Here is a 12,860-nt window from a genome sequence, read left to right as displayed (position 1 = left end):
GCAGCTCGTTTTATATCTGTTCTAACAAAAGGAGTGCAATATGAAAAATCTGTTGATGATAATTGTGTTAATATTTTATGCTCAGGTTAACTTCGCTAATGCAACAACATCGCTGGCTTCCGAAACCCAATTGACGATAAATAAATTCTCACAATCTGAAAAACTGAAGAAATTATTCGAAGAGTCGTATGGGTATGCGGCTTTCCCTAGCGTGGCAGAGGGAGGTATAGCGCTTTCTGGTGCGTTTGGAGAGGGAGAGGTGTTTAAAGGTGGTGTCAAGGTTGGAAGAGCCACTTTAACGCAAGTTTCTTTCGGCGCAACACTTGGAGGAAAAACCTTTGATCAAGTGATGTTCTTCGTGGACGAAAGGGCGTTCAATGAGTTTACTAGCGGCAAATTTGCTCTTTCTGCCGATGCGTCTGCGGTTGCATTAGATCTTAGCGCACAGGCTTCTTCCTCAACGGTAGGTAATACGGCTAGCACGGACAATACAAATCAGCATGGTGATTTTGTTAATGGGATAGCGGTATACCAATATGCCAATGGAGGTTTCATGCTGGATCTGTCGATTGGTGGCCAAAAATTTAGTTATGAATCTTACTAGAAAAAAGCCTCTTCCCACCTAGGCTGATAAGTTCGTGGGGATCTGAGTTTGACTCAGATCCCTTTTTTATTCTTTTAATTTCAATGTCTTATCCTTAGATAGAAACGCCTAAAATCGTAGGGTGATATGAAATAATGTAATAATTACAATAGCTTATGTCTTGAGCTTGAATTTTATAATTACAAATAATTCATCCAATGAGTCTTAATGCAGTCTTTCGGCTTTGATTCCTCGATATGACTAGAACTGACAGGTTGCAAAGTTGATGTGTATCCATTGACTTGCTTTTGCCCCATTATTTTTTATCACTGAAGCTATTTAACTTCTTTTGGATGATAGTTTCCCTTACCTAAAGTTATCCGAGGGAGTGTCGAAGAAATCTTTTTAAAATTATGCGCCATTTTGCGATTTAATATCCATTAGCTCTAACTTATTGATTGTAAATTAAACTGTGAGTGAAAAAGCTGCATGATAGAGTATGAAAAGCGGCTAAAAGCGTTATGTACTTAGAGGTGAAACGAAGATTATGGATGATCAGAAACATAGAGAAAATTGGCGAAAGTTTTACGAAAAGGCATTAAATCGACCACATTCCACAAGAACTGAACGAGCTGTAAATTTAGATGCTTCTTCAATTAAAGTAGCAATAGATTGTGGTTGCGGAACGGGTAGCGACATAAAGTATTTAACCTCGCAAGGCTATAAAGTCTTCGGCTTTGACATCAATCCTGACTCAGTAGCAATATGCCGAGATAGGTTTGGCAATGAGTCGAGTGTAAATGTTGTGCAATCATCATTTTGTGAGTTTGAGTATGCTGATGCCAGCTTAATCGTCGCTAACGCGAGTTTATTTTTTGTGAACCCTGAGCAGTTTCAAGCGGTATGGACAAGCATAGATGCTAGTCTCGTAAAGGGGGGCGTTTTTGCTGGTGATTTCATGGGTAAAAACGACTCTTGGACTAGTGACTTCCATACCCCCATAACTGCACTCTCTAAAGATGAGTTGCTAAACTTATTCTCTAACTTTGAAATCATCGAGTTCAATGAAAGGGATGAAGATGGCACAACAATGGTCGGTGAATCAAAGCATTGGCACATTTATTCGGTGGTTGCCGTCAAACGTATATAACGCGGTTCAAGAAGGGGTCGGCACGCGTGGTATTTTTGGTTTGCATTGGGTTTAGTGGTTGAGGTGGCGTGTGGCGGTATCGGCATTGCGTACCTCACCTTAATTGGGCGTTCATGTTCAAAGGAATAAAATTTGAGTCTATTAATGGATATTGGCTTTGGGTGTAGATGCTCTCATCACATCGAAGCGACTGTATATGTTCCTGATCCAGACTTCATGGCGGAGAAATCTCGTGATAGTACCAGTGAACATTGGGAAGGAATTGAGTGTGAGAAGTGTGGGGATGTGTATGAAGCATACATTACCAACTCATTCTCATATGCTGAATGTAGCATTGATAATGGAGAAATTGATGTAAATTTTTCAATCCCTTATTATCCTGATTTAGGTGAAGATGATCTCGATTGGTTTATTGAAAGTTCAAAGCAGTTCTCTGTATTCGAACGCCAAATAGAGAATGTAAAAGGGCTTCTTGAAGCGGAAGTTTCCGAAGAGCAAGCTTTTAGCTTACATGTAATGCTACATGGTCATGTTGTTGCCGCAGTAGAGGCATATCTTGCATCAACGTTTATACATAAGGTAACTAACAATAGTGATTTTATACAAAAGCTAGTAGAAACTGATCCTACGTTTTCACAGCAAAAATTCACTCTTAAAGAAATCTTTCAAAAGCAAAACCAATTAAAGCAAACAGTAGCGAAGTACTTAAAAGACTTGATATTCCATGATCTTAAGAAAGTTAAGCCCATGTACAAGGAAGTATTGAGCGTAGATTTTGGTGAAATAAAGTGGTTATTCCAAGCTGTAAGTACAAGGCATCACTGTGTTCATCGTGCTGGTTATGATAAGGATGGGAACCCCTTAGTTATTGGTGCTGAATCTATCCGTGAGCTAGTTGATAAGAGTTGGAGCTTTATCGTCTTTATCGAAGAAGAGCTAAAAACCTTAGAACAACAGTCTGATTTATATTTAGATTTCGACATACCATTTTGAACATACAAAGCATTTAGCGTGATTCCCAACGCTTGGCACTTTTAGTGTAAAGGTTGGTTTTGTGTTTACGGAGCTATGATTTAGGTTTGGCAGTAGCGTTGCTCACCTTAGTTGGGCGTTAGCACTCATAGGAGTATAAGTTGACAGCAGGGTATAAGTTTGGAGATATCCAAAATCAGCTCTATGAATTAGCTGAAGAACTTGACGATATTTCTCGTGAAAAATTGACTGAAATATCAAAGTCTATTGCGGGGCCGATGCTTAATAACTATCTCAGCTCTTCATCGCAAAGCTATCAAGATGCATTGCTAGAAAGGCGTGAGTTTGAGTCACGTAATGTAGATAAGTGGGAACAAGCATTTAGCCTGTTTGACAGCTATATACAATTGGCATTTGAGGTTGTTTCCGAATACAGAAAACACAATGAAGCGTCTGCCGAAAAAGCTGAAGACCATCAGTTTATAGCTTTAATTCAACTCCATGCAAAAGCAATACTTGTGGCTCGTGAAACTCAAGCTTTAGTTTCTGCGGGTTTTGCGGACGGAGCACTGGCTCGTTGGCGTACATCACATGAGTTAGCTGTTTGTGCTAGAGCTATTGCGTTATCCAAAGAGTCGGGTTTCAGATTTTTGTTGTCTGAGCATGTAAAAAACGCCAATGGTATGCGCTGTTTCGAAGAGTATCATCAACGTCTAAATCATGCTCCGTTTACAAAAGAAATGCGGGATTTAAACTTGCTTAGAGAAGCTGAAGCATTAGCAATTCTCGGTAAGGACTATGATCGTAAAGGCGACTATGAATGGGCTAGACCCTTAGCCACCGATAACGGTATTCCAAAAAAGAAGCGTATATCATTAAAGACGCTAGAAGAGTTAGTTGGTCTCGACCATTATCGCCCATATTTCTCTTGGGCATGTGAGAAAAACCATGCTCCATCTAAATTAAACTACGCAAACTTGGGTACAAGTTGTAACGAACAGAATCCACTATTTTTAGTTGGCGCTAGTAGTTTTGGTCACTTGGAACCTATCGATTGCACTGCATTGTCGCTACTTTTTACTACAATAGCGTGCTTAACACCGTATCCGAGTGTCGACACTATTGTTTTCAACCATGTGCTTGCTGACTTTGCAGCACAAGTTTCACAAGCGTGTATTGCGGTCGAAAAAGGGTGCTAACAACTATTTAAGGTTTCGAGATACTTTTTCTAATCCAAATAGAGCGCGCTAAAGTCCTTACGCTAACGTGCTTTTGTCCAGACACGTGTTGGGGCGACTAGCGCTAACTTGCCTTTGCCCCAAAGTGTATCAACTTCTCATTTGTTTGAAATGCCACCCGACCGAAAAACAACAAAAGTTAGATTTAGCGATGATATCAGCGTAAAAGCTACGCTTCAGTCACTTAGATTGGATCATTTAGGACAGGATTTATGTGAACTGGCTAAAGAGCGGAGTAAATATTTAATAGCAACTAAGGATAAGCTTAACTGTTCTTTGAGAGATCTAGAGCTATGGTAGATTGATAGAACGGAGCTGAGTAATCCTGAAAGATATGGTTGAATTGCTCACGGCTATCAAGCACAAAAGCAACTCGAATGTGGTCTAGGTTGTATGTCGTCAAAACAGAGCGTAACCAACCCGCCAACGAACTCTCCAAAAGCGCTCTACAGCCTACGAACCACACCCATGCTTGCTGATCACTTCGAATAACATCTAAGATTTCTGACTTGTATCGATAACCATCTCCCATTGAAGTTAGGTCGATGTACACAACATTAGCCCCCAGTCCATGGTTAATGCGATTGTACGTATCTTGAAGTTCTTTACCGCATTCACTATCAAATGTGTGAAACCTCATCACGCCCAACTCCCAATAGCCATGTATTAAGCGTTCTGGTGTACCTACAGGCCAGCTATCAAAGGTATATAAATTATCTTTACGCATCTACGAAACTTATTTTTATGAACGGACTAGAGAAGTGAAGCCCAATGGTTGGACACATAAGCCAATACCTTAAGCTCAGAAGAGCTTGAAGCCCTCAGATTGGGAGCGGAATGGGTGGCAAAGCAATCTAACGGAGAATTTAGCGAGGCTGCCATTGACGCAATTGCTAAAATCTCAGCAGTGTTGCCCTCTGAGCACGAAGCTAAGCATACTGAGAGTGTTATTAGAGTTGCTTCAGCTCTCAAAGTTCCGAAGCTAATGGTCTCGCTAACAGAGTTGAAAGCAACGATCCAGAAAGAGAATAAAGCTGAAATTGTTTACGAAGATGCCAAAGGAGTTATCAGAAAAAGGGTTGTGTGGCCAATACTTATAGGTATGTTTGAGCAACACAATATTTTGGTTGCATGGTGCGAAATACGAAGCGATTACCGTAACTTCCGGCTGGATAGAATTCACTCTTTTTCTCAACTCAAGACTAGATACGAACGTTCTCGCCATGTATTGCTAACTGAGTGGGAAGCTTTAGAGGAAATCGAACATAAGCGTAATTTCTACTGACAAAAACTGTCAGTACCTTTGTTTATACTTAATTTAGTAATTCAAGAAATGAAGGTTTATTAATATGTTAGCTATTGATTCTATAGTTCTTTATGTAGAAAAGATCCCACTTAGCATGGCTTTTTATGAGAAAGCATTTGAATGTCAACCAAAGCTTTTATCGCCAACTTTTGCAGTAGTAGAGTTTGCTGAAAACGTGAAGATTACTCTGAAAGAAGCTGATGCACTAACGCCAAGTAGCCTAGTTAGAGGAGGCGGCACAGAGCTTTCTATCCCTGCAAAGAGCCGCGTCGATCTAGATAACTTGTTCGAGCAGTGGAAACAACTAGATGTGGAATTTGTTCAGGAACGTGAAGAGTCTGTATATGGCGTTAACTTTGTTGCATTAGACCCAGATGGACACCGCTTGCGAGTGTTTGCGTAACGTTACCTTGTTTTTTTAAAAGCCAGCATCTTTGCTGGCTCATTTTTGTCCAGAGACTTCTCTGCGCGATCCTAGTTAACAAATTCCTGCCCCATCGCGTGTTTCAAATTGGGTAGTCATCTCTGTAAACCCGCACCAATTAAGAACGGTTTTAGTATAGCATTAACAGCTAATGCGCACGAAATTTCATATAATCATCTTGCATATCGCATGGTTAATCGTTTTAATGAATGAAATAATTCAGTTAGGTTGATCACTTATGTATACAGTAACAAATGATGAATTATTACCGGTTGTTGAAAGGATAGATGTTGCTATTTCGTCTCATCGGCAATGGGTAAGGGGTCTGATGCGTACAATTACTTGCCATACTATGCCTACAAAAATAGACTTGTGTAAAGACGCCCACTTGTTGTGCGCATTTGGTGAATGGTATTACGGTGAGCAGCCTGCTGAGCTAAGAGAAAGCCAGTTTTTCCGTGATATCGAAAATCTACATCGATTATTGCATGAAAGTGCAGCGGCAATGCTCCGGAGTGAAATAGACGGCAAAGCAATCACTAAGGTCCAATTTGATTCATTTTATTACAATCTTGATGAATTCGTGGAAGCACTCGAAAATTTAAAAAAAGAAATCAATACATTATTATATAATCGCGATCCTCTAACTGGCGCATATAATCGGCGCTCACTTAATGAAGAGCTTTTTAAAATCAAGCAGTTGATCTCTTCAGAAGTTAATAATGCATGTATTATCATTTTTGATCTTGACCATTTTAAATCAATAAATGATCGTTATGGTCATCGTGCTGGAGATCAAGTATTAAAGCAAACGATAGAAGTAGTGAACCGAAATATGCGAAATCTAGATAAGGTTTTTCGATACGGAGGCGAAGAATTTGTTATCTCGCTAATCCAAACAACGCTAGAGGATGCGTATAAAGTTGCTGAGCATATGCGAAGTGACATTGAGGCAATGGAAATATTGGTAGCAGAAACAACCATTAGAGCAACAGCTTCCTTCGGAATTGCTGAAATAAGTTCAAGCTCAAACATTTTCAACGCTATTGAAAAAGCGGACCAAGCACTTTATCAGGCCAAAATAAATGGCCGAAATCAGGTTTTAATTTCAAACGATTGACACATCCCAAGGAAATACTAATGCAAAGATTTCCAATCAGGTTGATCTCGAACTTCTGGCACAAAAGCGCCCCTTTTTCATTTAGAGTGATATCAATAGCGAACCTAAGCGTTATTAGTTAAGGCAAAATTGATATCTTTCTTAAACACAAGTGCGGCAAAAAAGACAAAGTTAACAGGAGGGAAAAATGCGAAGATCAATGAGAATAATGCTGCAAGCTTTGCACTAGATAACTTACGCTTCCCTAAGTAGTAACCAGTCACCATGTTCCCTATAAGATATAGTGAGAAGATTACTGCTCCAATTATGATGTGTCCCATTCCGCGCTCCTATCTGATCATCAGGTAAAATAAAACACCAGATGTAAATCCAATAACGCTTGTGTTTTTACGCAAAAAAATACTAATTATTCCCTTCACAATTGAATCCTTTCGTTGGTTAATCATATATCAACAGTATTAACGTATTCATTTAATTGTCAAATTTTGAATGGTTGCTGAAAGTACAGGCAAGAAGCTGCTTTTGGAAAATATACATATCAAACGGTTGAGGTGTTTCAATATACATCTTCAAACCTGGGAGCAAAGATTTAGGGTTATACGTCTAAATCGTTTCTGTCCATGGGCGTTTAAGCTCGTACTGTCGCTACAGCGATCGAAACTGAAACTGTTGCAATTGATAGCCAGACTTTATGTTGACCAATAGGATCTAAGAGGAGGTCAACATGAGAAAGTTATCTTCAGGAAAATGTAGCGGTATAAAAAGGCCATTCAAGCTTGAAGAAATCTGGCGAATCAGGACTAGACTTGAGCTTGAAAACGACCTGATGCAGCTTGCTCTGCTAAACCTAGCCATTGATAGCAAGCTGAGAGCGAGTGATTTACTAAAGCTGCACGTATACGATGTTTCTTCGCAAGGAGTGATTTATGACAGGGTTCAGTGCATCCAGCAAAAAACGGGCACTGATGTACATTATGAAATTACTCCTAGAACTCAGCAAAGTATCAGTCGCTGGATCTACTCCGCATCCCTAGAAGCAAGTAGCTTTTTGTTTCCAAGTTGTCGCCGCAAAGGGCAGCCCATCAGTTACTCATTTTATCGTTCGATTATCAGGTGTTGGGCTGTAAAACTGGGGTTGAATGCAGACTATTATGGGACTCATTCAATGCGTCGCACTAAAGCTACTTTGATCTATGCCAAAACAAAAAATATTAGGGCGGTACAGATTCTATTGGGACATTCGAAGCTAGATAACACGATTCGTTACCTTGGCGTTGAACTGGAAGACGCTTTTCTGAACAATCCCATTTGAACAAATATTACTAATGCCGATATAGTGCAACTAACTACATAAAGTATGGTCACGCACGGATTATGGGTAACAGAAAAATCGCTGTATTAATTGATTCAGAAAACACTCCGCACTCAAAGCTAAACCTGATTATTGAAGAGCTTTCTAGTTTTGGGCAGATCATCGTTAAACGTGCATATGGTGATTTTTCTGCTGAGCAACTAAAAAACTGGAAGCAGCCTTTAAATGAGTTAGCTATTCAAGCCAAACAGCAATTTGCCTATACATCTGGAAAAAACTCCACAGATTCTTTAATGATTATTGATGCAATGGATCTCTTATACAGTCAACGGTTTGATGCTTTTGCTTTGATATCCAGTGATAGTGACTTTACAAGTCTTGCTACGAGGTTAAGAGAGTCAGAGATACACGTTATCGGTGTTGGAAAAGCGATGACTCCGACGTCTTTTAAAAAACGCTTGTGACGACTTTGTTGCAATAGAGAACTTAAACGCTGATGTTGATCTAGAGGAGGCACAATCAAGCTCTAATCAAGACGCAGAACGCGAACTATGTCGATTAATGCATCAAGCTTGGCAGAACTATAGAGATGAATCGGGTTGGGCAAAACTAGGTGAAATTGGCAAATATTTAAAACGATTGAAGCCAGATTTTGACCCTCGAAACTACGGTTTGAAGAAGTTATCTGACTTTTTTGATAAATATCCAACGCGCTATAGAACCCGTAACACTAAACGCTCTGGTATGGAGTTTCAGTTGATAACAAAGGCTAGCAAACAAAAATGATTTGCAGCTTCGCTGACCTATTTTTGGTAATGCTAAAAGTGGCTACGATACTGGTGGCTATTCAGTCCAGTATTGAGTCGGTGCTCTCTACTCTGATTTAACTTATCCCGATTCTTGATAGAACGGCCGCTCTTTTAGGTTATTCGAGTCATACTTCTCTACAAGGCTCGTTCCGTTGTAGAAAAATTACCAAAGCTGTCCTTATACGGACATAAATCACCTATAATAATAGTTAAAGATGTATGCTCTCACATAACTATACGTCGCATAACGCTAGCGATAAAAAGAGCCTAATAATTAGGGGTTACTGTAGAGCTTGAGATATGAAAGCTAGAAATCATACTAGCTAATAATTTCTAACTATATTAGAAGTTTAAATAGAGCTTCTTTATCCTAAGGCAACACTTAGTAACTAATCTTAAACTGCACACAATTTACTCTAGTTGATTAAGCGCTACCTACCTCATTCAATTTTGCATAGGTCAAATTCCTTACCTATAGCTGGAGGGCATGCTCATGCTCCCAAGTAACAATTCTTCAGGAAACCCCTGGGGCGGAGGACAGCAAGATCCTCCACATTTGAAAAAAGCTTTTCATACGATTCTTCAGCACTTCAAGAAAATTCTTATCGGTGGCGGACCGTCGAGATTTTTTTCTCCATTTATTATTATATTTTTAGCTCTCGTTTTATGGTCAACATTTTATACCGTTCCAAGTGATTCTGTCGCTGTCATACAACGCTTTGGTAAGTATGTAAATAATGTTCCTGCGGGGCTCCACATCAAGGCTCCACTTGGTATTGATACGGTAAAAATAGTTCCAGTTAAACGGCAGCTAAAACAAGAGTTTGGTTTTACGACGCCAGAAGCTAATGATCCTCACCAAAGTCCAAGAGTGAACGATCGTCGCCAAGAGACACAAATGGTCACTGGTGATTTAAATGCTGCCCTTGTGGAGTGGGTAGTTCAATATCGAATTTCTGAACCCATTAAGTTTTTGTTCGAAGTCCGGAAACCTAGTGAAACACTTCGATATGTTTCTGAATCCGTAATGCGTGAAGTTGTCGGGGATAGAACTGTGGATGAAGTGATCACAATAGGTCGACAAGAAATTGAATATGAAGCGCTTTCAAAAATGCAGGCGCTCTCAACGAAATATGCCTTAGGAATAAGTATTGACCAAGTGCAATTGAAAAACATCAACCCTCCTCAACCTGTCCAGGCATCATTTAACGAAGTGAACCAAGCCCAACAGGAAAAAGAAAAGCTTATTAATGAAGCTCGCCGAGATTACAACAAAGTGATCCCTTTAGCTTTAGGAGAAAAAGATCAACGGATCAGAGAGGCTGATGGTTATCGTTTAAAACGAATTAATGAGGCTGAAGGTGATACAGCTCGCTTCAATGCATTATTGGTCGAATACGTTAAAGCACCGGAAGTGACTAAGCGAAGAATCTATCTAGAAACAATGCAAGCTGTATTACCGAATATTCGTGCCAAAATTATCATTGATGAGCGAACAAACAATATTTTACCTTTGCTCAATCTCAACGAGACGCAAGGAGATGCACAATGAAACCGATTAAATTAGGAGTCATAATCGCATTAGCCTTAGGTGTCTCTTTTAGCATATACAACGCACTTTATACGGTGAGTGAAGTACAACAGGTCATTATTACACAGTTTGGGAAACCGATAGGCGAACCTGTGGTGGATGCCGGGTTGAAGATAAAAATACCGTTCATTCAGGAAACTAACACAATAGATAAGCGAGTGTTGGAGTGGGATGGCAACCCTTCCGACATGCCAACAAAAGATAAGCTGTATATTTCTGTTGATTTATTTGCTCGGTGGCGAATTACCGATCCACTTCAATACTTTTTACGTCTTAAAGATGAACGTAGTGCTCAATCTAGGCTTGATGATATTTTAGGGAGTGAGACGCGAAATGCTGTGGCAAAACATGAATTGATCGAAATAATTCGTACAAATAAAAATCGAAAACCGTTACGAGATCCCTTATTGAGTGATGTAGAAGGCGAATTGAAAATTGGCGCCCTAGTGCCTATTCAAAAAGGTCGTCAATTAGTCGAGCAAGAAATATTCTCTGCAGCATCAGAAAAAATAAAAATCTTTGGTATTGAATTACTCGATATTCGCTTTAAACGTATTAATTATAATGAAAGTGTCCGCCCTAAAATTTACGAGCGAATGATTAGTGAACGTCGGCAAATTGCGGAACGTTTTTTATCTGAAGGGAATGGTGAGGCTGCGAGGGTTCGTGGTGACCGAATTAGAGATTTAAATAAAATTCAGTCCGAGGCCTATCGTAAAGTTGAAGAGATTCGCGGGCAAGCCGATGCCCAAGCTGCCGAGGTTTACTCGCTAGCCTACAATAAAAGCTCTGAAGCGAGACATCTTTATGAGTTTACACGAACGATGCAGGCTTACTCGACCGTCATTTCAGAAAACACCACGCTTGTTTTATCTACGCATAGCGATTTATTCAAGTTTTTGAATAACATCGAAGGAAACTTAAATACCACAGTCGACAAGCAATGAGTAAACGAGAAAAAACAACTATCAATCGGATTCAACTACCGAGAGAATATATTGATTGGCTGTCTCAGCCTGTAACCCGTTTTACACATATTGAATCTGCTTCGGGTGTTGTGCTGTTTATTTCCACGTTGCTTGCTGTTGTGCTCGCCAACTCGAGTTTAGGTGAGGCGTTTTCTCAATTCTGGCAGATTAAGTTGGGAATTACTGTCGGGGATTTATTGTTTGAGCGTTCAATACACACATGGATTAATGATGCAGGAATGACCTTGTTCTTCTTTCTCATTGCATTGGAACTCAAGCGCGAGTTGATGTTAGGTGAACTCCGTAATCCTAAATTAGCCGTCCTTTCTATTGCTGCCGCCCTAGGCGGTATGCTGATTCCCTCTTTTTTCTATTTGCTTTTACAATTTGGTGAGCCCGGGCAGCGTGGTTGGGGCACGGTCATGGCAACGGACACCGCATTTGTGATCGGATGTTTAGCTCTGTTAGGACAAAGGATTCCAAATAGCTTACGCATATTCATGTTATCAATGGCTGTGGTGGATGATATCGGTGCTATCGCTGTTGTTGCTATTGGTTACGGTAGTGAGATTGATTGGTTATCTATCACTTGTGCATTGATAGGCTTTGTTGTTATTCGAATCATGGGTTTTTTAGGGATTCGTAGTCTTGTCCTTTTTTCTGTAGTGGGGGGAATGACCTGGCTAGCTGTTGATATGTCTGGCATACATCCGACGATTACTGGTGTCATTATTGGACTATTAACACCAACGAGTAAATGGGTGAGCAAACAACATCTTTCCATTATTATTGATACCGTGATGAAATCGTCTACTAAGATGCAGTGGAGTGGCGATACCGCAGAGGGAGTCGCTTTGCGGACTGCAGCAGCTGCAGCTCGTGAAACACTCTCACCGGTTGAGCGTTTAGAAATGTTACTTCATCCTTGGGTCGGGTTTATCATCCTGCCGCTGTTTGCCTTAGCCAATGCGGGGGTTTCGTTAACAGGGGCAAATCTAACGTCTCCAATTTCTCTTGCCGTATTTTTGGGTTTTGTTTTTGGAAAGCCGATAGGTATTGTGTTGTTCAGTTGGATTTCATTAAGACTCGGTTTAGCGATACTGCCAGAAAATCTCAATTGGGGAATGCTCTTGGGGAGCGGGATGTTGGCTGGTATTGGTTTTACGATGGCATTGTTCATATCGGAGTTGGCTTATAGTCCTGACCAAATTAATGCTGCAAAACTTGGAATTTTCTCAGCTTCCATCTGTTCAGCTTTACTCGGTCTCACTTTTTTACGTTATTTCTCTGTGAGAACAAAACAGAACAACATCTGAATCTGAAATGTGTAGACAGTCTGCGGTGAAAAACTACCGCAGACTGCTACCCCGTAATCTAAGACGCGAGA

15 protein-coding genes are annotated in these 12,860 nt (G+C 40.2%); 13 read left to right on the top strand and 2 right to left on the bottom strand.

Annotated elements, in window-relative coordinates:
- Positions 1 to 40 precede the first annotated feature (40 nt).
- The 4 genes from V1U08_RS04395 to V1U08_RS04380 all read left to right on the top strand — a co-directional run bounded on the left by V1U08_RS04395 (position 41) and on the right by V1U08_RS04380 (position 3,904).
- Entirely contained in the window at positions 41 to 604 is a 564-nt protein-coding gene (locus tag V1U08_RS04395) for a lipid-binding SYLF domain-containing protein (RefSeq protein WP_330470020.1), read from the top strand.
- Between the two features lie 526 nt (positions 605 to 1,130).
- Positions 1,131 to 1,733: a class I SAM-dependent methyltransferase gene (locus V1U08_RS04390; RefSeq protein WP_330470019.1), complete on the top strand. Its 603-nt coding sequence runs from the start codon at positions 1,131 to 1,133 to the stop codon at positions 1,731 to 1,733.
- 144 nt (positions 1,734 to 1,877) lie between these two features.
- On the top strand, positions 1,878 to 2,726 hold the full coding sequence (locus tag V1U08_RS04385; RefSeq protein ID WP_330470018.1) for a hypothetical protein: 849 nt from the start codon (positions 1,878 to 1,880) through the stop codon (positions 2,724 to 2,726).
- A gap of 140 nt (positions 2,727 to 2,866) precedes the next feature.
- The gene (locus V1U08_RS04380; protein WP_330470017.1) at positions 2,867 to 3,904 is read left to right on the top strand and encodes a DUF5677 domain-containing protein; all 1,038 of its coding nucleotides are present in this window, start codon (positions 2,867 to 2,869) and stop codon (positions 3,902 to 3,904) included.
- 304 nt (positions 3,905 to 4,208) lie between these two features.
- Here the strand turns inward: V1U08_RS04380 and V1U08_RS04375 are convergent, their stop codons facing one another.
- Positions 4,209 to 4,670 (bottom strand): hypothetical protein, encoded by a 462-nt coding sequence (locus tag V1U08_RS04375; protein ID WP_330470016.1) that lies wholly within the window; start codon positions 4,668 to 4,670, stop codon positions 4,209 to 4,211.
- 114 nt (positions 4,671 to 4,784) lie between these two features.
- On the opposite strand from V1U08_RS04375, the gene V1U08_RS04370 reads away from it, so the two are divergent.
- The 3 genes from V1U08_RS04370 to V1U08_RS04360 all read left to right on the top strand — a co-directional run bounded on the left by V1U08_RS04370 (position 4,785) and on the right by V1U08_RS04360 (position 6,793).
- On the top strand, positions 4,785 to 5,228 hold the full coding sequence (locus V1U08_RS04370) for a helix-turn-helix transcriptional regulator (RefSeq protein WP_330470015.1): 444 nt from the start codon (positions 4,785 to 4,787) through the stop codon (positions 5,226 to 5,228).
- A 64-nt stretch (positions 5,229 to 5,292) separates the two neighbouring features.
- Complete coding sequence (locus tag V1U08_RS04365; RefSeq protein WP_330470014.1) at positions 5,293 to 5,652, top strand: VOC family protein; 360 nt, start codon at positions 5,293 to 5,295, stop codon at positions 5,650 to 5,652.
- 259 nt (positions 5,653 to 5,911) lie between these two features.
- On the top strand, positions 5,912 to 6,793 hold the full coding sequence (locus V1U08_RS04360; RefSeq protein WP_118120592.1) for a diguanylate cyclase: 882 nt from the start codon (positions 5,912 to 5,914) through the stop codon (positions 6,791 to 6,793).
- Between the two features lie 104 nt (positions 6,794 to 6,897).
- Here V1U08_RS04360 and V1U08_RS04355 read toward each other — a convergent pair whose 3' ends face one another.
- Positions 6,898 to 7,113 carry a hypothetical protein gene (locus tag V1U08_RS04355; protein WP_330470013.1) on the bottom strand — a complete coding sequence of 72 codons (216 nt, stop codon included), beginning with the start codon at positions 7,111 to 7,113 and terminating at the stop codon, positions 6,898 to 6,900.
- Between the two features lie 404 nt (positions 7,114 to 7,517).
- Here V1U08_RS04355 and V1U08_RS04350 point away from each other — a divergent pair, with 404 nt between their 5' ends.
- The 6 genes from V1U08_RS04350 (at position 7,518) to nhaA (ending at position 12,789) form a co-directional block, all read left to right on the top strand.
- Positions 7,518 to 8,105 (top strand): tyrosine-type recombinase/integrase, encoded by a 588-nt coding sequence (locus V1U08_RS04350; protein ID WP_330470012.1) that lies wholly within the window; start codon positions 7,518 to 7,520, stop codon positions 8,103 to 8,105.
- Positions 8,106 to 8,167: 62 nt separating this feature from the next.
- Positions 8,168 to 8,569, top strand: a complete 402-nt coding sequence (locus V1U08_RS04345; RefSeq protein ID WP_330470011.1) for an NYN domain-containing protein — start codon at positions 8,168 to 8,170, stop codon at positions 8,567 to 8,569.
- A 97-nt stretch (positions 8,570 to 8,666) separates the two neighbouring features.
- The gene (locus tag V1U08_RS04340; protein WP_330470010.1) at positions 8,667 to 8,891 is read left to right on the top strand and encodes an OST-HTH/LOTUS domain-containing protein; all 225 of its coding nucleotides are present in this window, start codon (positions 8,667 to 8,669) and stop codon (positions 8,889 to 8,891) included.
- 516 nt (positions 8,892 to 9,407) lie between these two features.
- Entirely contained in the window at positions 9,408 to 10,466 is a 1,059-nt protein-coding gene (hflK, locus tag V1U08_RS04335) for an FtsH protease activity modulator HflK (RefSeq protein WP_330470009.1), read from the top strand.
- Positions 10,463 to 11,452: a protease modulator HflC gene (hflC, locus tag V1U08_RS04330; protein WP_330470008.1), complete on the top strand. Its 990-nt coding sequence runs from the start codon at positions 10,463 to 10,465 to the stop codon at positions 11,450 to 11,452. Before hflK ends, hflC begins: the two co-directional genes overlap by 4 nt.
- Positions 11,449 to 12,789 carry a Na+/H+ antiporter NhaA gene (gene nhaA, locus V1U08_RS04325; RefSeq protein WP_330470007.1) on the top strand — a complete coding sequence of 447 codons (1,341 nt, stop codon included), beginning with the start codon at positions 11,449 to 11,451 and terminating at the stop codon, positions 12,787 to 12,789. The genes hflC and nhaA overlap by 4 nt, the downstream gene beginning before the upstream one ends.
- Positions 12,790 to 12,860 lie beyond the last annotated feature (71 nt).

The organism is Vibrio sp. YYF0003, assembly GCF_036350715.1.
Classification (GTDB): domain Bacteria; phylum Pseudomonadota; class Gammaproteobacteria; order Enterobacterales; family Vibrionaceae; genus Vibrio; species Vibrio natriegens.
The sequence above is the reverse complement of the archived record's forward strand: the minus strand, read 5'-3'. Positions and strand labels throughout refer to the sequence as shown.